The 20,929-nt window shown below is 72.9% G+C and carries 18 protein-coding genes; 5 read left to right on the top strand and 13 right to left on the bottom strand.

Annotation, left to right across the window (positions count from 1 at the left end; all coding sequences use genetic code 11):
- Positions 1–64: 64 nt before the first annotated feature.
- The gene (locus ACZ45E_RS31360; RefSeq protein WP_468227148.1) at positions 65–1,039 is read right to left on the bottom strand and encodes a LysR family transcriptional regulator; all 975 of its coding nucleotides are present in this window, start codon (positions 1,037–1,039) and stop codon (positions 65–67) included.
- A gap of 173 nt (positions 1,040–1,212) precedes the next feature.
- On the opposite strand from ACZ45E_RS31360, the gene ACZ45E_RS31355 reads away from it, so the two are divergent.
- Positions 1,213–2,268, top strand: coding sequence for an alpha/beta hydrolase family protein (locus ACZ45E_RS31355; protein ID WP_468227145.1), 1,056 nt, complete (start codon positions 1,213–1,215; stop codon positions 2,266–2,268).
- Positions 2,269–2,350: 82 nt separating this feature from the next.
- On the opposite strand, the gene ACZ45E_RS31350 is transcribed toward ACZ45E_RS31355, so the two are convergent.
- Both ACZ45E_RS31350 and ACZ45E_RS31345 read right to left on the bottom strand, forming a co-directional pair.
- Complete coding sequence (locus ACZ45E_RS31350; RefSeq protein ID WP_468227142.1) at positions 2,351–2,674, bottom strand: hypothetical protein; 324 nt, start codon at positions 2,672–2,674, stop codon at positions 2,351–2,353.
- Entirely contained in the window at positions 2,671–3,669 is a 999-nt protein-coding gene (locus ACZ45E_RS31345) for a LysR family transcriptional regulator (RefSeq protein ID WP_468227139.1), read from the bottom strand. Before ACZ45E_RS31345 ends, ACZ45E_RS31350 begins: the two co-directional genes overlap by 4 nt.
- A gap of 102 nt (positions 3,670–3,771) precedes the next feature.
- On the opposite strand from ACZ45E_RS31345, the gene ACZ45E_RS31340 reads away from it, so the two are divergent.
- Positions 3,772–5,181: an MFS transporter gene (locus ACZ45E_RS31340; RefSeq protein ID WP_468227137.1), complete on the top strand. Its 1,410-nt coding sequence runs from the start codon at positions 3,772–3,774 to the stop codon at positions 5,179–5,181.
- Positions 5,182–5,367: 186 nt separating this feature from the next.
- Here ACZ45E_RS31340 and ACZ45E_RS31335 read toward each other — a convergent pair whose 3' ends face one another.
- From ACZ45E_RS31335 to ACZ45E_RS31320, 4 genes are all read right to left on the bottom strand, one after another.
- Entirely contained in the window at positions 5,368–6,357 is a 990-nt protein-coding gene (locus tag ACZ45E_RS31335) for a malate dehydrogenase (protein ID WP_468227134.1), read from the bottom strand.
- 351 nt (positions 6,358–6,708) lie between these two features.
- Positions 6,709–7,797, bottom strand: coding sequence for an XRE family transcriptional regulator (locus tag ACZ45E_RS31330; protein WP_468227131.1), 1,089 nt, complete (start codon positions 7,795–7,797; stop codon positions 6,709–6,711).
- A 143-nt stretch (positions 7,798–7,940) separates the two neighbouring features.
- Positions 7,941–8,360, bottom strand: coding sequence for a DUF3017 domain-containing protein (locus ACZ45E_RS31325; protein WP_468227128.1), 420 nt, complete (start codon positions 8,358–8,360; stop codon positions 7,941–7,943).
- Entirely contained in the window at positions 8,350–9,213 is an 864-nt protein-coding gene (locus tag ACZ45E_RS31320; protein WP_468227126.1) for a bifunctional methylenetetrahydrofolate dehydrogenase/methenyltetrahydrofolate cyclohydrolase, read from the bottom strand. Before ACZ45E_RS31320 ends, ACZ45E_RS31325 begins: the two co-directional genes overlap by 11 nt.
- 216 nt (positions 9,214–9,429) lie before the next feature.
- Between ACZ45E_RS31320 and ACZ45E_RS31315 the strand changes: the two genes are divergently transcribed.
- Positions 9,430–10,134: an RDD family protein gene (locus tag ACZ45E_RS31315; protein WP_468227123.1), complete on the top strand. Its 705-nt coding sequence runs from the start codon at positions 9,430–9,432 to the stop codon at positions 10,132–10,134.
- A 68-nt stretch (positions 10,135–10,202) separates the two neighbouring features.
- Here ACZ45E_RS31315 and purH read toward each other — a convergent pair whose 3' ends face one another.
- Both purH and purN read right to left on the bottom strand, forming a co-directional pair.
- Entirely contained in the window at positions 10,203–11,765 is a 1,563-nt protein-coding gene (gene purH, locus ACZ45E_RS31310; protein WP_468227120.1) for a bifunctional phosphoribosylaminoimidazolecarboxamide formyltransferase/IMP cyclohydrolase, read from the bottom strand.
- Positions 11,762–12,391, bottom strand: a complete 630-nt coding sequence (purN, locus tag ACZ45E_RS31305; RefSeq protein ID WP_468227117.1) for a phosphoribosylglycinamide formyltransferase — start codon at positions 12,389–12,391, stop codon at positions 11,762–11,764. The genes purH and purN overlap by 4 nt, the downstream gene beginning before the upstream one ends.
- Before the next feature lie 410 nt (positions 12,392–12,801).
- On the opposite strand from purN, the gene ACZ45E_RS31300 reads away from it, so the two are divergent.
- The gene (locus ACZ45E_RS31300; protein WP_468227317.1) at positions 12,802–13,602 is read left to right on the top strand and encodes a hypothetical protein; all 801 of its coding nucleotides are present in this window, start codon (positions 12,802–12,804) and stop codon (positions 13,600–13,602) included.
- Between the two features lie 8 nt (positions 13,603–13,610).
- On the opposite strand, the gene ACZ45E_RS31295 is transcribed toward ACZ45E_RS31300, so the two are convergent.
- Positions 13,611–15,806 (bottom strand): cell division protein PerM, encoded by a 2,196-nt coding sequence (locus ACZ45E_RS31295; RefSeq protein ID WP_468227315.1) that lies wholly within the window; start codon positions 15,804–15,806, stop codon positions 13,611–13,613.
- A 123-nt stretch (positions 15,807–15,929) separates the two neighbouring features.
- Between ACZ45E_RS31295 and ACZ45E_RS31290 the strand changes: the two genes are divergently transcribed.
- A complete protein-coding gene (locus tag ACZ45E_RS31290; protein ID WP_468227114.1) occupies positions 15,930–17,066 on the top strand; it encodes a helix-turn-helix domain-containing protein in 1,137 nt (378 codons plus the stop codon).
- A 65-nt stretch (positions 17,067–17,131) separates the two neighbouring features.
- Here ACZ45E_RS31290 and sucD read toward each other — a convergent pair whose 3' ends face one another.
- The 3 genes from sucD to ACZ45E_RS31275 form a co-directional block, all read right to left on the bottom strand.
- Positions 17,132–18,013, bottom strand: a complete 882-nt coding sequence (gene sucD, locus ACZ45E_RS31285) for a succinate--CoA ligase subunit alpha (RefSeq protein ID WP_394431257.1) — start codon at positions 18,011–18,013, stop codon at positions 17,132–17,134.
- 21 nt (positions 18,014–18,034) lie between these two features.
- Positions 18,035–19,213 carry an ADP-forming succinate--CoA ligase subunit beta gene (gene sucC / locus ACZ45E_RS31280; protein ID WP_468227112.1) on the bottom strand — a complete coding sequence of 393 codons (1,179 nt, stop codon included), beginning with the start codon at positions 19,211–19,213 and terminating at the stop codon, positions 18,035–18,037.
- A 440-nt stretch (positions 19,214–19,653) separates the two neighbouring features.
- Positions 19,654–20,904 carry a hypothetical protein gene (locus ACZ45E_RS31275; protein ID WP_468227109.1) on the bottom strand — a complete coding sequence of 417 codons (1,251 nt, stop codon included), beginning with the start codon at positions 20,902–20,904 and terminating at the stop codon, positions 19,654–19,656.
- Positions 20,905–20,929: the final 25 nt, after the last annotated feature.

The raw sequence follows: 20,929 nt of genomic DNA, 5'->3' as shown, positions 1-20,929 counted from the left end.
CTCACGGACGTTCTGTCCTCGGTCCCTTCGGCCGCCCGAGGTCCGCCCGCCGAGGGGCCCGCCCTCAGGGCCGGTCGGCGTCGGGCAGCCAGTCGCGCGCCGGGTCGTGGTCCAGCCAGCGCCGGGCCTTCGCCAACTCCTCGCACGCACGCAGAAGTTGGGCGACCCCGGGGTGTTCGCGACCGGCGGGCCATACCAACGACCACGCGTACAGCGGAGTGGGTCCGACCAGGGGCACCACGCGCAGGCCGGGGTCGTCGGGCAGCGGCATGTCCGCGGGGAAGAGCGTGAACTGTCCCGGTTCGTTCCGCAGATGGGCGAGGAAGACCTCCAGGCCGAGGTTGGGCCCGCCGGTACGCGCCGTGACGCCGAAACGGTCCGCGAACCGGGTGAGGAAGTCGAGGCGCGCCGTCTCCGCCGGGTAACGCAGCACGGAGTCCCGCAACTCGGCGGGGTGCAGCGCGTCGGCGCGGGCCAGCGGATGCCGGGCACTGAGCACCGCGTCGACCGGTTCCAGCCGGACGAGCCGGCGCGCCAGGGCTGTGTCCTCGCCGGGCAGCGCGGGCACCCGGCCGAACCCGGCATCGGCGGCCCCGTCGTCCCCCCGCACCATCGCCTCCGCGACGGCCGGGTAGTCACGGCCCGCCCCGGGTTCGGCGCCGAGCCCCGGCGCGGCCTCGATCATGGCGGCGACCGTGCGCATGGGCGCGTACAGGTGCCCCCAGACGTCGATGCGCAGGGGCCTCGCGGGGGCGCCCCGCACGGCGTCGACGGCGGACCGGCCCGCTTCGAGGAGCTGCCGGGCGGGGCCCAGGAAGCGCAGGCCGTCACCGGTCGGTTCGACCCCGCGTGCCCCGCGGTCGAGGAGTCGCACCCCCAGCGTCGCCTCCAGCCGGGCGACCCGCTTGGACAGGGCCTGCTGCGTGATACCCAGCCGGGCCGCGGCCCGGCCGAAGTGCCGCTCGTCGGCGACGGCGGCGAACGCGCGGACCTGCGCGAGATCGAGATCGAGACCTCGGAGGTCAGCGGCGGACTTCATGCGCCCACCTTAAGGAACGGGCCCGGAACAACCATCGGTTGTCGTATCCGGCGTCCGGTTGTTGGACTCTTTCGCCCCGCACCCGGTGCACTACGGAACCGGGCCGCGTCACGGACCGGACGGACCCCGGCCAGGAACCGGCCAGAACCCCCGCAAGGAGCCACGCAACCATCATGCCGATGACGCCCGAGCCGAGCACTTTCTTCCAACTCCCGGGCATACTCGGGGACTTCATCGAGCAGAACCGTTCGCGGACGTACGGCGCGGGAGTGGACCCGTTCGCGTACGAGCGGGTGACGAGCGCCCTCACCGACCTCCACGGCTGGCCGGCCGCCTTCGTGCGCGCGGCACACGAGCACCTGGCCGACGGCGAACGGCACGAGGCGCGGGGCGCGGCCCGCTCCGCCGGGGAGGCCTACCGCCGGGCCGCCCGCTGGTTCCACTGCGCCGTGCTGCTCCCCCACCCCGACCGCGCGACGGCCGCGGACGCGGCCGCGCGCGCCGACGCGGCGATGGGCCGTGCGCTCACCCTCCTCGAACCGGATGCCGTACGGATCGAGGACGCGGCGTACGCGGGATGGCTGCGCGGCGCCGGGAGGGGGCGGGTGGTCGTCGTGGTCCCGGGCCTGGACTCGTCCAAGGAGGAGTTCCACGACATCACCGAGGCGCTGCTCGCGCGCGGCAGCGCCGTGTTCACGATGGACGGCCCCGGCCAGGGCGTCCGGGCGGCGACGACCACGGTCACCGCGGAGTACGAGCACGTCATGGCCCGGGTCGTGGACGCGCTGCACGAGCGGCTCGGCCCGGTCCCCGTCGGGGTCGTCGGGCTCAGCCTCGGTGGTTATCACGCGGCCCGGAGCGCGGCACACGAACCGCGGGTCCGCGCGGCCGCCACGGTCAGCGGTCCGTACCGGCTGACCGGCTGGGACGACGTGGTGCCGTTCGTCCGGGAGACGCTGACGCAGCGAGCCGGGTCGGCGGACGCGGCCCGGGAGTTCCTCGCCCGCGTCGACCTGCGGGGCACGGCGGGGCGCGTCGCGGTGCCGCTGCTCGTCGTGGACGGGGCGGCCGATGTGATCCCGGGGGTGGAGAACGGGCGACGGCTGGCGGCCGAGGCTCCGCACGGGGAGTACCTCTCGGTGCCGGACGGCGACCATCTGCTGGGGAACGTGCGGGAGCGGTGGCTGCCGGGGACGGCGGACTGGCTGGTGGCCCGGCTCGGCCACTGAACCCGCCGAACCCGTGCCCGCCCGTGCCCGCCCGGCGCCCGCACGGCACCCCGCCGGGGCCCCGGCACCCCGCCCGGCCGCGTCAGGCGTCGCCCACCGCGTCCTTCGCGAGGCGGACCGCCGCGTACAGGCTCAGGGACGGCTCGGCGCGGCGCAGGAGTTTGATCGCCTGGACCGAGTCGGCGGGGCCCTCGTGACCGGCCGCCGCGAGGCGGGCGCGGACCCAGTCGCCGCGCAGCTCGGCTTCGTCGCGGGCGGCGGCCTCGGCGATGAGCGCGGCGGCCCGTTCCAGACCGGGCCGCTCGGCGTCGGATGCGGTGCGCAGAGCCTCCCGCACGGAGTCGGCGACGCGGTCGGTGTCCCGCAGGACGAGGACGTTCAGCTCACGGCTCGACTTCTTGATCATTCCTGCATGATGGACGACACCCGGGCGCCGGCGTCGCCGAGTTGAGGACCTTCAGAGGTTGCGGGCCGCATGAGGTCCCGTACGCACCCCCGCAGCCACGCGTGCGCCGGATCCGCGTCGTGGCGCGGATGCCAGGCGAGGCCGATGGGCAGCGGCGGCAGGTCCAGCGGGACCGGGAAGGTGACGAGGCCGAGCGCGTCGGTCATCGGCAGGCACCACGAGCCGACCAGCCCGACCAGGTCCGTCTCACGCAGGAAGAACAGCGACGACGGGAACGAGCCCACGCTGCCCACCACCCGTCGTCGCAGCCCGAGTCCGGCGAGCGCCTCGTCGACCGGCCCGTGCAGTTTCCCGCGCCGGGAGACGGTCAGATGCTCCGCCTCCTCGGCGAACCTGCGTGCCGTCAACTCGCCCTCCAGCAAGGGGTGTCCGGCCCGCACCGCCGCCAGCATCCGGTCCACGCACAGCGGCTCGATCCGTACCTCGGGCGCCGCCGTGTCGATGACCCCGACCTCCAGGTCGGCGGTCCCCTCCCGCAGCACCGGCGCGTCCAGATGGCTCTCGCCGAGGAACCGCAGCCGGATTCCGGGCGCCTCGGCGGCGGCCCGCGAGAGCAGCGGCGGCCCGAGCAGCGCGGCGAGCGAATCGCTCCCGTGCACCGTGAACGTACGCGTCAGGGACCGCAGATCCTGCGCTCCGCGCGCCGCGAACAGCGCCCGCGCCCGCTCCACCACCGCCCCGACCTCGGCCCGCAGCGACAGCGCGTACGGCGTCGGCACCATCTGCCGCCCGGCGCGCACCAGCAGCGGGTCGCCGAGCGCCTTGCGGGCCCGGCCGAGGGTGCGGCTCATCGCGGGCTCGGACAGGTGCAGGCGGCGGGCCGCGCCGCGCACGCTCTCCTCCTCCAGCAGTACGTCGAGGGCGACGAGGAGATTCAGGTCGAGCCCGGCCGCCGCCGACGGCGTCGCGCCAGCTCCGGCACCGGATTGCGTCATACGCAATGACCCCCTGCACACATTGCACTGGAAAGCAGACCATGGGCGACCCTACGTTGGGCGGGCATCCCCCACCACCACGTGAAGCTCCCAGGAGGAGCCATGCCCGCGTCCCCGCCCGCACCTGCCCGGACGGCGTCCCCGCCCCCGGCCGCCCCCGCCGAGACGTCCCGCCTGGGGCGCCCCGCCCTGCTCGCGCTCTGCGCCTGCGTGCTGGTCGCGCAGAGCATGGTCGCCGCGATCAACCTCCTCGTCCCGCAGCTGACCTCGTCGTCCCTGCACCCCTCACCGACCCAGATCCTGTGGACGGTCGACGCGTACGTCATCGCCTTCGCGGGTCTGCTGATCCCCGCGGGCGCCGCCGCCGACCGGTACGGCCGCAAGGGCGCGCTCCTCACCGGCCTCGCCCTGTTCGCCGCGGGCGCCGCCATCAGCGCCCTCGCCACGGCGCCCGGCGTCCTCGTCGCGGGCCGCGCGGTCTGCGGCACCGGCGCCGCGCTGATCACCCCCGCGACCATGTCGATCCTGGTCCACCTGGCCGGGGGCCCGGCGCACCGCGCCCGGGCCATGACCGCGTGGACACTCGCGATGGGCCTCGGCGGCGCGCTCGGCAACCTGGGCGGCGGCCTCGCGGGCCAGTTCCTGTCCTGGCGCGCCCTGTTCTGGGCGATGGTCCCGCTGGCGGCACTGCTCGCCCTGGCCGTCGCGCGGGCCGTCCCCCGCACCCCGCGCCTGGACCGCGGCAACCCGGACCCACTGGGCACGCTCCTCGTCACGACGGCGCTGGTCGCGATCCTCTTCGGCATCATCGAGGGTCCGGCGTACGGCTGGGGCTCGGCCCGTATCCTCCTCGCCTTCGCGCTCGGCGTGCTCCTGGCGGCGGCCTTCACCGCCCACGCCCTGCGCTCCCCGGCGCCCCTTTTTGACCCGCGTGTGTTCCGCTCCCCGCGGCTGCGGGCGGCCACGCTCGGCACGGCGGTGGGCTTCTTCGGACTGTTCGCCCTGTTCTTCGTCAATTCCCAGTACCTGCAAGGCATCAAGGGGTACGGCCCCGCCCTCACCGGCATCGCGATCCTGCCCGTAACGGTGGGCATGGCGCTGGCCCCGAAGTTCGCCGTGCGGTGGCAGGCGACACCGCGCCCGGTGGTCACGACCGGGCTCGCGCTGATCGGCCTCGGCCTGCTCGGCGCCTCGACGGCCGGGCCGCACACCCCGTACGGCGTCTACGTCCTGTGGCTCCTGGTCATCTCCTTCGGCACGGGCACCTGCATGCCGGCTCTGACCATCGGCGTCCTGACCTCCCTCCCCACTCATCAGGCGGGCCTGGGCTCCGGTCTCGGCACGGCCTCCCGCGAACTCGGCGCGGCGCTCGGCGTGGCGGTCACGGGGACGGTGCTGGGCGGCGCCGGGCAGGACTTCTCCTCGGGCATGTCGGTGGCGCTGCGGGTCGTCGGATCGGTGACGCTGCTCATGACGGTGGCGGTGGGGGTCGGTTACCGGGGTCGCGCCTGAGCGGCCGTGCGGGTCGGTTACCGGGGTCGCGCCTGAGCGGCCGTGGGGGTCGGTTACCGGGGTCGCGCCTGAGCGGCCGTGCGGGATCGCGCAGGCGGCTGCGGCCCGGGCGGCCCCACGACAAACCGCCCGCGGCGGGTCGGATCGACCCGCCGCGGGCGGCAGTGCGGAGAAGGGGACCGGGGACTAGAGCAGCCCGAGGCCACGCACGGCCTCGCGCTCCTCCGCCAGCTCCGCGACGGACGCGTCGATCCGCGCCCGCGAGAACTCGTTGATGTCCAGGCCCTGGACGATCTCGTACGTGCCGTCCTTGGTGGTGACGGGGAACGAGGAGATCAGGCCCTCGGGCACGCCGTACGAACCGTCCGACGGGATACCCATGGAGGTCCAGTCGCCCTCGGCCGTGCCGTTGACCCACGTGTGGACGTGGTCGATCGCGGCGTTGGCGGCCGACGCGGCCGACGACGCGCCGCGCGCCTCGATGATCGCGGCACCGCGCTTGGCGACGGTCGGGATGAACTCGTCGGCCAGCCACTTCTCGTCGTTCACGGCCTCGGCGGCGTTCTTGCCGCCGATCGTGGCGTGGAAGATGTCGGGGTACTGGGTGGCGGAGTGGTTGCCCCAGATGGTCAGGCGCTTGATGTCGGCGACCGTCGAGCCCGTCTTCTTCGCGAGCTGCGTCAGCGCGCGGTTGTGGTCGAGGCGCGTCATGGCGGTGAAGCGCTCGGCCGGCACGTCCGGCGCGGCGGCCTGGGCGATGAGGGCGTTGGTGTTGGCCGGGTTGCCGACGACGAGGACCTTGATGTCGTCCGCGGCGTGGTCGTTGATGGCCACGCCCTGGGGCTTGAAGATGCCGCCGTTGGCCTCCAGGAGGTCACCGCGCTCCATGCCCTTGGTGCGGGGGCGGGCACCGACGAGGAGACCGACGTTGGCGCCGTCGAAGGCGACGTTCGGGTCATCGGTGATCTCGATGCCCTGGAGCAGCGGGAAGGCGCAGTCGTCGAGCTCCATGGCGGTGCCCTCGGCGGCCTTGAGCGCCGGGGTGATCTCCAGGAGGCGCAGCTTGACCGGCACGTCCGCGCCGAGCAGCTGGCCGGAGGCGATGCGGAAGAGCAGTGCGTAGCCGATCTGGCCGGCGGCGCCGGTGACGGTGACGTTCACGGGAGTGCGGGTCATGGCGTTCTCCGTATGACAGCAGGTCTTTTGATCGATCTCTTGGCATCAAGAGATCCGCCCGTCAGGCTATCGCGCCCCGCCCCCACCGGACCTACCGGTGCATGTGGCTCACCCCACAGAGCTACGGAGGGTGGGCCGGGCCGGGGCAGGACACAGGGCCGGACACGGGTGCGGCCGCCGGCCCGGAAGGGTGGGCTTCGGCGGCCGCCGGTGGGTGTCACCGTGTGACCATCCCGTGGGGGTACTGTCGCGCCTTCCCCGAAAGGAAGCCGTCATGCACGTCTTCTCGCGCGGCGGCCCGCACGGCCTTCCACGCGCCGCCCCGCGCGTCCTTCCGTGCGGCGCGGCCGCCTACGAGGTGCAGCCCTTCTGGCCCGAGGCGAGCGTGGCGCACGCCTTCGCCTCCGCGGCCGAGCCCACCGCCACCATCGGCGTGTACGCGTCCGTGTCCGCGTCGCCGACCAGGCCCTTCTTCGACGTCTTGGTGCCCACGTCGAGCCGCACGCTGTCGCCGGGGGCCGCCCCCTGGATCCGTGCCCAGGCCGCCTTGCACGTCTTGCTGTAGCGGACCTCGACGGTGACCGCGCCGACGACGGCCCGGGCGGGGCTGTCGGCGAGGTCGCCGCCGCAGCCCATGGTCTCCGGGTCCTTGCCGGTGCAGCCTGCGCCCACGCACTGCACGCCCGCGGGCAGCCGGGGCGCACTGGTGGTCGGCGTCGGCGTGGGCTCGGCACTCTCCTGCTGGCCACTGAGGCGGCTGGTCACAAAGTAGGCGACGAGCACGAGGACCGCCGCGCCGACGGCCCCCGCGAGGAACATGGCCAGCCGCCGCCCGCCCGCGCCGCCACCGGAGCCCGCCGGCGGCGCGGCGGAGGGCGCGAGGGGTTCAGCGGGCCCGAACTGGCCGACGGGCGGCGCCGAGAGCTGCGGTGGCACGGTCGGCGAGACACCCGCGGGACCGGCGACACCCGTGACACCCGTTCCACCCGCGGGACCGGTGGCCCGGGGGGCGGTCGCGCTCCCGTGCCAGCCACCGCCACCGCCACCGCCACCACCATCGCGGCCGCCACCCTTACCGCCCGACGGCGCGGTCAACCCTCCGAACTCCCCCAGCGCCGCGCGCGCCTGGGATATCCGTATCGCCTCCATGGTCATGTCGTGGCGCATCTCGGAGCGGCTCCAGGCACGCTCCGCGAGCTCCCACAACGTGTTCAGGTGGACAAGATCGGTGTCGGTCACCTCGGCGAGCGCCACGACGGCGCCCTTGGGCGCGAGCAGCCGCCCGTTCAGATACCGCTCCCACGAGGTCTTGCTGTACCCGGTGCGGTCCGCCAGCGCGGCGGTCCCGAGCCCGCTGCGGTCCACAAGCCTGCGCAACTGGCCGGCGAACTCCTTGATCTCAGGGTCGAGTTCGTCCGGCAGCGGCTTCCAACGAGGCATTGCTTCCCCCTGTTCCCCCGTATGTGCGTGCATCCCCCGCGCCGCGCTCCGGCCCCGGCTCCCGTCCGGTTACCCAGTGGGATGCGAGTAGCCAGGATGTCAGTTCCCGCTCCGGGGGCGCACGGGTGCATTCGAGCGGCGGCTCACCTCACGGTGAAGTGCAGCGTGTCCTGGAGGAAGGGGATCTGTAGCCACGGATTCGGCTGCGCCATCATCGCCAGCACCACGATGACCAGGCCGAGAAGCCCGTACGTGATCATGTCGGTGAAGCGCGAGCGCACGGCGAGCATGCCGACGGACGGCAGCGCCCAGCGCATCGCGGCGCCGCCGAGCAGGGCGACGCCGACCAGGATCGTGCCGACGCGGAACAGGTCGAACGCGGTGATCAGCAGTCCGAGTCCGGCCAGGACGAGCACGCTGATCAGCGGCCACTGACGGGCGGGGGCGGGGGCGTCACCCGGGGCCGCGCGGCCGCCGCCCTCGGGGCGCGCGGTGTCGCGCGTCCAGAGCGGGAAGCGCCGCGTGCCCCGCTTCTTCGCGCCCCGGGAGGTGTCAGCGAACACCGCTGGTGTTCCGCTCGGCGGCCTCGACCACGTTGACGAGGAGCTGGGCCCGGGTCATCGGGCCGACCCCGCCGGGGTTCGGGGAGATCCAGCCCGCGACCTCGGTGACGCCCGGGTGCACGTCGCCGACGATCTTGCCGTTCTCGTCGCGGGAGACGCCGACGTCGAGCACGGCGGCGCCCGGCTTGATGTCCTCGGGCCTGATCAGGTGCGGGACGCCCGCGGCGGCCACGACGATGTCGGCGCGCCGGAGGTGGGCGGCGAGGTCACGGGTTCCGGTGTGGCACTGGGTGACCGTCGCGTTCTCGGACTTGCGGGTGAGCAGCAGCGGCATCGGACGGCCGATGGTCACGCCCCGGCCGACCACGACGACCTCGGCGCCCTTGATCTCGACGCCGTGCTTGCGCAGCAGCGTGATGATGCCGAACGGGGTGCAGGGCAGCGGCGCCGGCTCGTTCAGGACGAGGCGGCCCAGGTTCATCGGGTGCAGGCCGTCGGCGTCCTTGGCCGGGTCCATCAGCTCCAGGATGCGGTTCTCGTCGATGCCCTTGGGCAGCGGGAGCTGGACGATGTAGCCGGTGCAGGCGGGGTCCTCGTTCAGCTCGCGGACGACCGCCTCGATCTCCTCCTGCGTCGCCGTGGCGGGCAGTTCGCGCTGGATGGAGGCGATGCCGACCTGCGCGCAGTCGCGGTGCTTTCCTGCCACGTATTTCTGGCTGCCGGGGTCCTCGCCGACGAGGACGGTGCCGAGTCCGGGCGTGACCCCCTTCTCCTTCAGGGCCGCCACGCGGGCGGTCAGTTCGGACTTGATCGCGGCTGCGGTGGCCTTGCCATCGAGAATCTGGGCGGTCATGGTGCCCATTGTTTCAGGGCGGCCCGGGTTCGCCCAAGTTGCACTTGCACAACAGCCCGTCGGCCCCCTGGACAGGACCGTGTCCTGTTAAGGAGCATGATCCGCGCAGTGCCGCGGACAGCGGCAGGGGGGCACACCGCGCATGCGGCCGTATTTCGGTTTTTTTCCTCCGCAGGTCCGCGCCGTCCCCGACGTCGTCCCCGGAGGAATCTCGCCATGAGTCACGGCGAACCGAACAACCCTTACGGCCAGCAACCGCCGAACCCTCAGCAACCGTCGCAGCCGTACCCGTACGGTCAGCAGGCTCCGTACGGCCAGCAGGCTCCCCAGGGCATTCCGCCGCAGGGGTACGGCTACCCGCAGCACCCGGGCCAGCCCCACGGGTCCTACCCGCAGCAGCAGCCGCAGGGGATGCCGCCCGGTGTCCCGCCGCTCGCGCAGATGGGGCGGCGGCTGGCGGCGCGGGTGATCGACGGGGTACCCCTGTCGATCCTCAGCCTCATCCTGATGGCTCCGAAGCTGTCGGACTACATCAGCGCCCTCACCGACTGCGACTCCTCCGACACCTCCGCCTTCAACAGCTGCATCCAGGACGCCGCCACGGACTTCTACGCCGGGATCATCCCCATGTCGCTCGTGATGGCGGGCATCGTCTTCCTCTACGAGTGGCTGATGATCGCCTTCGTCGGCGCCACCCTGGGCAAGCTGGCCGTCGGCATCCGCGTCCTGAAGGCGGAGACGGGTGCGAAGCCGGGCCTCGGCGGCAGCTTCCTGCGCTGGGTCATCCCGACGGTCGGCATCTTCGCCTGCGGCATCGGCCAGCTCCTCGTCTACCTCTCCCCGTTCTGGGACAAGTCCGGCCGCAAGCAGGGCTGGCACGACAAGGTCGCGAGCGTGGTCGTCGTGCATGTGAAGGGCTGAACCCCGACACCACGACGAGGAGGGCCCGCCGGTCGGTGACCGGCGGGCCCTCCTCGCGTAGAGCGCGACTAGTGGAAGAAGTGGCGCGTCCCCGTGAAGTACATCGTCACGCCCGCCTTCTTGGCGGCCTCGACGACCTGCTCGTCCCGGATCGAGCCGCCGGGCTGCACGATCGCCTTCACCCCGGCGTCGATGAGGATCTGCGGGCCGTCGGGGAACGGGAAGAACGCGTCCGAGGCGGCGAACGAACCGCGCGCCCGCTCCTCGCCCGCCCGCTCGACGGCGAGCTTGCAGGAGTCGACGCGGTTGACCTGGCCCATGCCGACGCCGACGGAGGCGCCGTCCTTGGCGAGCAGGATCGCGTTGGACTTCACGGCGCGGCACGCCTTCCACGCGAACGCCAGCTCGTCCAGCTCGCCCTGCGACAGCGCGTCACCGGTCGCGAGGGTCCAGGACGCCGGGTTGTCGCCGTCGGCCTGGAGGCGGTCGGTGACCTGGAGGAGCGCGCCGCCGTCGATCTGCTTCGTCTCGACCGCGGCGGCCGGACCGTTCGGGGCGCGCAGGACGCGGATGTTCTTCTTCTTGGTGAGGGCTTCGAGGGCGCCGTCCTCGTAGTCGGGCGCGACGATGACCTCGGTGAAGATGTCGGCGACCTGCTCCGCCATCTCCTTGGTGACCGGCCGGTTGACCGCGATGACGCCGCCGTACGCGGAGACCGGGTCGCAGGCGTGCGCCTTGCGGTGGGCCTCGGCGACGTTCGCCGCGACGGCGATACCGCACGGGTTGGCGTGCTTGATGATCGCGACGCACGGGTCGTCGTGGTCGTACGCGGCACGGCGCGCGGCGTCCGTGTCCGTGTAGTTGTTGTACGACATCTCCTTGCCGTGCAGCTGCTCCGCCTCGGCGAGGCCGCCGGTGCCGTCGACGTAGAGGGCCGCGCCCTGGTGCGGGTTCTCGCCGTAGCGCAGGACGTTCTTGCGCTCGTACGTCGCACCGAGGAACTCGGGGTGGCCGCTGTCGTCGGCGGCGGCGTAGTCGGCCGCGAACCAGGAGGCGACCGCGACGTCGTACGCGGCCGTGTGCCGGAACGCCTCGGCGGCGAGCCGCTTGCGCGTGGTGAGGTCGAACCCGCCGTCCTTGACCGCGCCGAGGACATCGGCGTAGCGGCGCGGGCTGGTGACCACGGCGACCGACGGGTGGTTCTTGGCGGCGGCGCGGACCATGGAGGGGCCGCCGATGTCGATCTGCTCGACGCACTCGTCGGGGGTGGCGCCCGAGGCGACGGTCTCCTTGAACGGGTACAGGTTCACGACGACCAGCTCGAACGGCTTCACGCCGAGGTCGGCGAGCTGCTTCTGGTGATCCTCCAGACGCAGGTCGGCGAGGATGCCGGCGTGCACCTTCGGGTGCAGCGTCTTCACACGGCCGTCGAGGCACTCGGGGAACCCGGTGACGTCCTCGACCCTGGTGACCGGCACCCCGGCCGCGGCAATCCTCGCGGCGGTCGAACCGGTCGAGACCAGCTCCACGCCCGCCTCGTGGAGCCCGCGCGCCAGCTCCTCCAGACCGGTCTTGTCGTAGACGCTGACCAGCGCCCGGCGAATGGGCCGCTTGTTGCTCTCGGCGGTCACGGGATAACTACCTTTCGTCCCTCGATGCTGAAGCCGTTACGGGCCAGACGCCCCACGACATCGACGAGCAGCGTGCGCTCGACTTCCTTGATGCGCTCGTGCAGAGCGCTCTCACCGTCGTCCGTGTCCGCTTCCACGATCTCGACCACGCCCTGGGCGATGATCGGGCCGGTGTCGACGCCGTCGTCGACGAAGTGAACGGTGCATCCGGTGACCTTGGCGCCGTACGCGAGAGCGTCGCGCACACCGTGAGCACCGGGAAAACTGGGCAGCAGGGCCGGGTGCGTGTTCACGAACCGGCCGCCGAAACGGGCGAGGAACTCCTTGCCCACGATCTTCATGAAGCCCGCCGAGACCACCAGGTCCGGCTCGTGGGCCGCGACCGCCTCGGCGAGCGCCCGGTCCCACTCCGCGCGCGTGGCGTGGTCCTTGACCCGGCACACGAAGGTCGGGAGCCCGGCGCGCTCGGCGCGCTCCAGGCCGGCGATGCCGTCGCGGTCCGCGCCGACGGCGACGATCTCCGCTCCGTACGCGTCCGCCCCCTGGGCCGCGATGGCGTCGAGCAGTGCCTGCAGATTCGTACCTGATCCTGAGACCAGCACGACGAGGCGCTTGGCCTTGGCCACGACGGGGCCCTTTCTCGTTCAGGGAGCGCTCCGGAGAGCGGCTTCTTCGCGCGGTCGGCCTTGTGCATTCCGGCCTGTGCATCCGGTTTGTGCATCCGGTTCGTGCACTTCGACTTGCACAGTCCGGCTTGCACATTCCGGCTTGTACGTTCCTACGAAGGCTTCGCACTCGCCCATACGGGGAACCCTACGAACCGGCCGACCGTCAGCAACGATACCGGCACACCCGGCGGCCCCCACGGGACGGGGGCGGAGCCGGGAGGTAGCGTCAGCGTCCAGAGAGACCGAGCAAGATCCCGCAAGACCCAGCCCCGGCGCGGAACGCCGGGCGGGCACGGAACGTTGACGTGACGAACGAACCGACCCGCACCAGTGATCCGACCGACGACCTAGGGGAAGACGCACACCTGATGCCGGACCGAAGCCTTCGCCTCACGCTGCCCGCCGGCGCCGTCCTGCTCCGCGAAGGCCGACCCACGCCGCCGTCGCCGTCCAGGGAGTCCGGCGAGGACAAGAGCTCCGGGGAGAACCGGGGCTCCGGGGAGACCAAGGCGGACAACCCGTTCGCGCCGCCGCCCGAGGACGCCCCCGACCGCCCCTGGCAGCCGCGCCGCCCCGAGGGCTCGGACCCCGACGAGGGCGGCGGCGACCACTCCTCGTGGGGCAGCCAGTGGAGCGACCGCCAGCCGGGCCGCGCCCAGGACGGCCGGTTCGGTGACCGCCCCGGCAGCACCGGCGGCGGCCAGGGCGGACCCGAGGGGAAGGGCCCCGGCCAGAACGGTGGACCCGGTGGCCTGCGCTGGGACCCCACGGACCCGTCCCAGCGCCGCGCGCGCTACGCCCTCCTGTCGGGCATGTGGGGCTTCTTCTTCGCCCTCTTCGCCTGGCCGTACGTGGCACTGCTGCTCGGCGCGCTCGCCCTGTACTGGAGCATCAGCGCCCTGCGCGCGAAGCCCCGCACCCCGGACCCGGACCCGGACGCGCCCGCACGGCCGGCCGCCGGGACCACGCCACGGCCGCAGACGACAGCCGCGGTCAGCGGCCTGGTCACGGGTGCGCTGGCGCTGGCCCTGGTGGCGTCGATGTTCACCGCGAAGCTGGTCTACAGCGACTACTACGAGTGCCGCGCGGACGCCCTGACCAACGCGGCGAACAAGTCCTGCGAGGACCTCCTCCCGAAGCAGCTCCGCCCGCTCCTGGGCACGCGGTAACGGCCCGGTCAGGAGAGCGGACCGGCCGTCGGGGCGGTCGGGTCCGGTAGGTCGCCGGGGTCATCCGGGGCGTCCAGAGCGCCGGGGTTCTTCGGGGCGGCCGGGGCGCCGGGGTTCTTCGGGGCGGCCGGGGCGCCGGGGTTCTTCGGGGCGGCCGGGGCGCCGGGGCCCTTCGGGTCAGCCGGGGTGCCCAGGTCGTCCGGGGCGTGCGAGTCGCCGGGGGCGGCCGGGGCAGCTGCGTCAGCCGGGTCGGGCAGGTCGTCCGGTGGGTCGGGCAGGTCGTCCGGGGAGTTCGGGGCCTTCTGGGCGTCCGGGGCCTCCACGCCCGTGTCGGGCAGGTCCGGCGAGGCGCCCGCGCCATCCCGGTCGTCCAGGTCGCCCGGGTCGTCCGGGTCGTCCGGGTCGTCCGGGTCGCCCATGTAAGCCGGGTCATCCACGTCCGCCGCGTCCTGCGGATCGCCCAGGGCCGGGGAGTCGTTCACGTCCTCCATGTCGCCCGCGTCCTCCGCATCCTTCTTGTCCTCCATGTCCTCCGCGTCCTCCGCGTAACGCACATCACACGGGTCGGGGACTGCGGGCAGGTCGACAGGCAGGTCGGACGCCGCAACGGGGCGGGCGGCCGGGGCAGGAAGGGCGGGCGAGTCAGGGAGAACAGGCGGCCCGGAGGGCTCCAGCTCTGCCGTCTCCTCCTTCAGGAGCGCCCAGGGGGCCACGCCCGATCTCCCCTCGAAGAGGTCGTAGGGATCGAAGTCGTCCGGGTCGTCGGCGAGTTCGGGCTCCGGTGCGACGATGGACCGACGCCGCTTCTTGCCCGACACCGACGCCGACGCCGACGCCGATCCCGATGCCGTCGTCACCGATCCCGACGCTGATCCCGATGCCGTCGCCGATCCCGATGCCGTCAGCTGAAGCCGCGTCCTGGACCCCCGCCCGCGCCACCATCCCGCCACCAGCGCCACCGGCACCCCCACCACAGCGGTCCACGCCGTCGCGGCAAGCCCGGTCAGCCAGCCGACGGGCCCGAACGCCGCGAGCGTCGCCACGCCCAGCGCCCCGCCCGACGCCACGGCCAGCACGGCCAGCGCCACCCCGCACAGCACGGCCCCCACGCCCACCGCGTACACCACGCGTCCCCGCCGCCACCCGGCCCGCTCGCCCGCCACCACCACGAACCACGCCAGCGTCACCGCCGCCGCGACCGGCACCGCCCCGGCCGACCAGATCAGCGGCGACCCCTTGCCGGCGCCGGGCACCGCCTCCAGCAACGGGAAGACCGGCAGCAGTGGTCCGTCCGTGCTGCCCAGCGGCCCCACCGTGTGTCCGGCCCCGAGCACGAACCCCGGCCCCAGCGCGTACGCGGCGCCCCAGATCGCGGCGTTCGGCACCAGCGCCAGACCGAGCAGCAGCACCCCGACCCGCCCCGTCCACGCCGCCGTCAGCTGCTGGAACGACTCCCGCACCGCGCCTCCGTGCCACACCAGCGCCCCGGCCACCAGAAGCGCGCCCCCGGCGGCCAGGACCAGAGCCCCGGCGGCCGCGGCCCGCGCGGCGACCGGCAGGACATCCCGTACGAGTACGCGGGGCAGCACCTCGAGGGAGCCGCGCAGCGCCGGCGGCAGCAGCGGTACGCCCGGCCGCTCCTGCGCGGCCCACACTCCGGCCCCGGCCGCCCCGAAGGCCACCAGGACGAGGTGGGTCACGCAGCTGATCCAGGAGGGCCGCAGTTCACCGCCGGACGCGTAGCTCGCGGCGGCCGCGCCGACCAGCAGATAGCCGAGCGCGACACCGGCCCACACCCCATTGGCGGAAGCCGGCGGCACCGCGCTCCCCTGCGGGTTTCCCGGCCCCTCCGCCTCCTCCGGCTCCGCCGCGTCCCGCGCCGCCCGGTACACCAGCCACACCGGCAGCGCCAGGAGCAGCAGCGGGCTCACGCCCATCGGCGCGGGCACCCCGGACAGCGTGTCCGTCCTGACCATCTCCGTGCCGTGCGCGAGCAGCCACAGCGCGGCGGCCGTGTGCAGCGCACCGCTCGGTCCGCTGTCCGGGTAGGGCGAGCTGATCCACATCGCGATCACGAGGACCGCGAAGATCCCGAGGCCGAGCCCGGCCGCGACGACTCCGCCGAACACCCCGGCGGCGGGCCCCGGCGATCGTTCCCGTCCCCGGGACAGCAGCACGGGCAACGTCAGTCCACGGCCGGTCATGTGCGTCACGGGAACCATGCTCCCAACGACAGGGGCGTTCCCCGCGCAACAGGCGAAGTCCGGATGTGTCGCTCAAGATACGTTTATGTACTTTTACGCGCGAAAGGGTGTGTGGAGTTCCCCATGACGCAGAGCACTGCCGCCCCGCTGCCCACGCCGAAGGAGCGCCGCAGGCTCCGCGAGGCGATGTCGCTGACCCAGGCCCAGCTGGCGGCCCGGGTCGGCGTGACACGCGACACGATCCGTGCCTGGGAGTCGGGCCGCACCTCTCCTGGGGGTCGCAAGCGGGAGACCTACACGCAAGTCCTGGCGTCCGCGGTGGAGCGGCCCGCGGACCGGACCCCGCAGGTGCCACGAACAGAGCAGAGCGCGCAGCCCCCGCAGACGGCGCGGACCGGGACGCCCGAGCCGACCGAGCCAACCGAGCCGACCGATCCCGCCGAGCCCGCCGAGCAGACGCTCCTGACGGCCGCGGCCCAGGCGTTCGACGCGCTGTACGCGCACGCCGCCCCGATGCTGGTCCGCCAGACCTACCTGCTCTCCGGCCGCCGCACCCTGGCCCGCGAGTCCGTCGAACGCGCTTTCCAGCTGGCCTGGCAGCGCTGGCCCGAGGTCGCGGTCGACCCGGACCCGGCGGGCTGGGTGCGCGCGGCGGCGTACGAGTACGCGATGTCGCCCTGGCACCAGCTGCGTCCCGCCTGCCGCAGGCCGGACGCGCCGCCCGCCGACGCCGACGACCGCGCGCTCCTCGACGTGCTCCAGAGCCTGCCGCCCGCCTACCGGCGCTCCCTGCTGCTCTACGACTGGGTGGGTCTCGACCTGCCGGAGACGGCCGCCGAGACGGAGGCCAGCACGCCGGCCGCCGCCCACCGCATCCTGCACGCCCGCGAGGCCGTCGCCGAGCGGCTGCCGGAACTGGCCGTCCCCGAACAGTTGCACCGGCGGCTGACCGAGCTGGCGGGCGCGGAGAAACTCAGCGCCCCGAAGCCCACCCTCGTACGGGACGGCAGCGAGAAGCGCACCCGGTTCTGGACGCGGGCCGCGATCGCCGTCACGGTCCTGATCGTCGGCGCGACGGCGCTGACGGTACGGGTGGCCCCGACGCATTACGTGCCGGTGCCCGCGCCCGGCGCCCCGGTCAGCGGTGTGCCCGCGCTGACCGGCCCGGACCGGCTCACGCCTGAGGACCTGCGGCTGCGCGCCCAGTTGCGGGCGGAGCTGAGCGGCGGACCCGAGCGTCTGGCGCCCGTCGCCGATTGAGCCGAATGAGCAGTGGGCCCGCACCGTCGCCGGTGCGGGCCCACTGATCTGCGTACGGCCGTGAACTACGAGAGCAGCTCGCGGGCCAGCTTCGCCGTCTCGGTCGGCGTCTTGCCGACCTTGACGCCGGCGGCCTCGAGGGCCTCCTTCTTCGCCTGGGCGGTGCCGGAGGAGCCGGAGACGATGGCGCCGGCGTGGCCCATGGTCTTGCCCTCGGGCGCGGTGAAGCCCGCGACGTAACCGACGACCGGCTTGGTGACGTTGGCCTTGATGAAGTCGGCGGCACGCTCCTCGGCGTCGCCGCCGATCTCGCCGATCATCACGATCAGGTCGGTCTCCGGGTCGGCCTCGAACGCGGCGAGCGCGTCGATGTGCGTCGTACCGATGACCGGGTCGCCACCGATGCCGACGGCCGACGAGAAGCCGATGTCACGGAGCTCGTACATCATCTGGTACGTCAGCGTGCCGGACTTCGAGACCAGGCCGATGCGGCCCGGCTTCGTGATGTCGCCCGGGATGATGCCGGCGTTCGACTGGCCGGGGGTGATCAGACCCGGGCAGTTCGGGCCGATGATGCGGGTCTTGTCGCCCTTGGACTTCGCGTACGCGTAGAACGCGGCGGAGTCGTGGACGGCGATGCCCTCGGTGATGACCACGGCGAGCGGGATCTCGGCGTCGATCGCCTCGACCACGGCGGCCTTGGAGAAGGCCGGCGGGACGAAGAGGACGGACACGTTGGCGCCCGTCTTCTCGATCGCCTCGGCGACCGAGCCGAAGACGGGGATCGACGTGCCGTCGAAGTCGACCTCGGTGCCCGCCTTACGGGGGTTGACACCGCCGACGATGTTCGTGCCGTCGGCGAGCATGAGCTTGGTGTGCTTCATGCCCGTGGCACCGGTCATGCCCTGGACGATGACCTTGCTGTCCTTGTTGAGGAAGATAGCCATGGCTGTTCTGTCCCTCGTCCCTTACTTCGCGGCCGCGAGCTCGGCGGCCTTGTCGGCCGCGCCGTCCATGGTGTCCACGCGCTGCACCAGCGGGTGGTTGGCGTCGGAGAGGATCTTGCGACCCAGCTCGGCGTTGTTGCCGTCGAGGCGGACGACGAGCGGCTTCTCGACCTTCTCGCCCTTCTCCTCGAGGAGCGCGAGCGCCTGGACGATGCCGTTGGCCACCTCGTCGCAGGCGGTGATGCCGCCGAAGACGTTGACGAACACGGACTTGACGTCCGGGTCGCCGAGGATGATCTCCAGGCCGTTCGCCATCACCTGGGCGGACGCGCCGCCACCGATGTCGAGGAAGTTGGCCGGCTTCACGCCGCCGTGGTTCTCACCGGCGTACGCGACGACGTCCAGGGTCGACATGACCAGACCGGCACCGTTGCCGATGATGCCGACCTCGCCGTCGAGCTTGACGTAGTTGAGGTTCTTCTCCTTGGCAGCGGCCTCGAGCGGGTCGGCCGCGTCCTTGTCCTGGAGGGCCTCGTGGTCGGGGTGCCGGAAGTCGGCGTTCTCGTCCAGGGACACCTTGCCGTCGAGGGCGATGATGTCGCCGGAGGCGACCTTGGCGAGGGGGTTGACCTCGACGAGGAGGGCGTCCTCCTCGATGAAGGTCTTCCAGAGCGTCACCAGCACGTCGGCGACCTTGTCGGCCACCTCGGCCGGGAACTTCGCGTCCTCGACGATCTTGCGGGCGACCTCGGGGGTCACGCCCTCGTTGGCGTCGATCGGCGTCTTGGCGACGGCCTCCGGGCGGTTGGCCGCCACCTCCTCGATCTCCATGCCGCCCTCGACGGAGGCGATGGAGAGGAAAGTGCGGTTGGTGCGGTCCAGGAGGAAGGAGACGTAGTACTCCTCCACGATCTCCGGAGCCGTCTCGGCCATCATCACCTTGTGGACCGTGTGGCCCTTGATGTCCATGCCGAGGATGTTGGTGGCGTGCTCGACGGCCTCGTCGGGGCTGGCGGCGAGCTTCACGCCACCGGCCTTGCCTCGGCCACCGACCTTCACCTGCGCCTTGACGACGGACTTGCCGCCAAGCCGCTCGGTCGCCTCGCGGGCCGCCTCAGGCGTGTCGATGACTTCACCGGCCAGCACCGGTACACCGTGCTTGGCGAAGAGGTCCCTCGCCTGGTACTCGAACAGGTCCACGCGCGTCCGTCCCTATCAGTGATCTCGCGGTTCGATCTTCCTGCGTGGGCGTGCCGCGATGGGCAACGTGACTCCGCTGTCACAAGGGAGGCGTACGAGGCGTACACAGTGGCCGGGTACGCGGCATGTCCGTCTCGCAGGTTATCGCCGCTCAGCGATGCGCCCTAAATCGCAGATCACACCTGAGCGGTGATACCGGTCACAGAGCGTCTGTTCGTCGTGGCGTTCGCCACTTCTCCGCCGATTGTTCGCAGCCTCACCGTGCGGGGGTACGCACGGTGAGGCCACCCGAGGAGCCCCGGACATCCATGGCGCGTGCCGGGGCTCCAGGCGGGCGTCCCGTCCCCGACGGATCCGCCCGTCCGCACGCCGGCTTTCAGGGCCGGGGCACGCCGCTGGATGTCGGCTGCCCCGGCTCACCGGCGTCGGTCAGTTGTCCGTCAGACGCCCTGCGCGTAGCTGGGCGTGACGGAGCCGGCGACACCCTGCACACCGGTGACGGCGTTGCCCGCGAGGGGCTGGACGCCGGCGACGACGGTGCCGGCCAGGTCGTGCGCGAAGGGGGCCACGTCACCCAGGACGCCGCCCGCGAGGGGCGTCACCTCGTCACCGACGACGCCACGGGCGAAGGGGGCCACGTTCTCGCCGACGACGCCGTACGCCAACGGCGTCACGTCACCGGCCACGCCCTGCGCCAGGCCGCCCGCGCTGGTACCGACGCCCTGCACGACGGGCCGTACGTGGTCGACGACCGTCCGCACGAGCGGGTCCACGGAGTCCACGACGCCGCCCGCGAACGGCGCCACGTCCCCCACGACCACACCCCGCGCGAACGGGCCGACCTCGCCGACCACACCGGTCGCCAGCGGCACCACCTCGCCGGTCACGCCGGTCGCGAAGGGCCCCACCTGCTGCCCGACCAGGCCGGTCGCGAACGGTGCCACGTCCCCGACCGCACCGCCCGCGACCCCACCGACGTCCCCGACGGCCCGGCCCGCGACGGGCAGCACCCCGTGCACGGCGGTCACCGCGACGGGCGGCAGGACGGCGGCGGCGGTCTCGTCGGCGACGGGTGTGACCGCGGTGACCGTCGGCGCCGCCGTGGTCGCGGGCACCGCCGTGGCCGCCGTGGTCGCCGTGGCCACGTCGCTGGTCAGGTCGCCGGTCAGGTCGCCGGTCACGAAGGCGGAGAGGGGGCCGAAGAGGTAGTCGATGTCGTGGTGCGCGGTGGCCTTGGTGGCGGTGGCCTTGGTGGCGGTGGCCGTGACGGGGGTGGTGGCGGCGCCGACTGTGCTGGCGGCGGTCTTGGTGACGGCCGCGTCGGGGGTGGCCGCGCCGGGGATGGCCGCGTCATGAGCGGCGTCGTAGGTGGCCGCGTCGGAGGTGGTCGCATCGGGGATGGTCGCACCGGGGGCGCGGGTGGCCGTCTGCGTCAGGTGGGTCGCCGTGTCCTGTACGTCGGCGACGGTGTCGCCTGTCACGTCCGGCACGGACAGCGAGTGGGCGGGCAGTTCGTCGGCGCTGGCCACGGCCGAGCCGAGGGCCCAGGCGCCGGAGACGCCGGCGGCTATGACGAGGGAGCGGCGGATGTTCTTGTTCAGACCTGTGTTCTTGTTCAGGCCGGCGTGCTTGCCCGAACCGGTGTGGTTGTTCGAGCCGAGGTGCTTGTTCGGGCGGGTGTGCTTGCTCATGCGTGCGTGGTTCCTTCGAATTCCG

The sequence above is a fragment of the Streptomyces sp. NPDC030991 genome, from assembly GCF_055571235.1.
The sequence above is the reverse complement of the archived record's forward strand: the minus strand, read 5'-3'. Positions and strand labels throughout refer to the sequence as shown.

Excerpts from the sequence above, each read along its gene's own strand:
- ACZ45E_RS31360 (WP_468227148.1), bottom strand. The coding sequence starts at position 1,039 with ATGAAGTCCGCCGCTGACCTCCGAGGTCTCGATCTCGATCTCGCGCAG.
- ACZ45E_RS31355 (WP_468227145.1), top strand. The coding sequence starts at position 1,213 with ATGCCGATGACGCCCGAGCCGAGCACTTTCTTCCAACTCCCGGGCATA.
- ACZ45E_RS31350 (WP_468227142.1), bottom strand. The coding sequence starts at position 2,674 with ATGATCAAGAAGTCGAGCCGTGAGCTGAACGTCCTCGTCCTGCGGGAC.
- ACZ45E_RS31345 (WP_468227139.1), bottom strand. The coding sequence starts at position 3,669 with ATGACGCAATCCGGTGCCGGAGCTGGCGCGACGCCGTCGGCGGCGGCC.
- ACZ45E_RS31340 (WP_468227137.1), top strand. The coding sequence starts at position 3,772 with ATGCCCGCGTCCCCGCCCGCACCTGCCCGGACGGCGTCCCCGCCCCCG.
- ACZ45E_RS31335 (WP_468227134.1), bottom strand. The coding sequence starts at position 6,357 with ATGACCCGCACTCCCGTGAACGTCACCGTCACCGGCGCCGCCGGCCAG.
- ACZ45E_RS31330 (WP_468227131.1), bottom strand. The coding sequence starts at position 7,797 with ATGCCTCGTTGGAAGCCGCTGCCGGACGAACTCGACCCTGAGATCAAG.
- ACZ45E_RS31320 (WP_468227126.1), bottom strand. The coding sequence starts at position 9,213 with ATGACCGCCCAGATTCTCGATGGCAAGGCCACCGCAGCCGCGATCAAG.
- ACZ45E_RS31315 (WP_468227123.1), top strand. The coding sequence starts at position 9,430 with ATGAGTCACGGCGAACCGAACAACCCTTACGGCCAGCAACCGCCGAAC.
- ACZ45E_RS31300 (WP_468227317.1), top strand. The coding sequence starts at position 12,802 with ATGCCGGACCGAAGCCTTCGCCTCACGCTGCCCGCCGGCGCCGTCCTG.
- ACZ45E_RS31295 (WP_468227315.1), bottom strand. The coding sequence starts at position 15,806 with ATGACCGGCCGTGGACTGACGTTGCCCGTGCTGCTGTCCCGGGGACGG.
- ACZ45E_RS31290 (WP_468227114.1), top strand. The coding sequence starts at position 15,930 with ATGACGCAGAGCACTGCCGCCCCGCTGCCCACGCCGAAGGAGCGCCGC.
- sucD (WP_394431257.1), bottom strand. The coding sequence starts at position 18,013 with ATGGCTATCTTCCTCAACAAGGACAGCAAGGTCATCGTCCAGGGCATG.
- ACZ45E_RS31275 (WP_468227109.1), bottom strand. The coding sequence starts at position 20,904 with ATGAGCAAGCACACCCGCCCGAACAAGCACCTCGGCTCGAACAACCAC.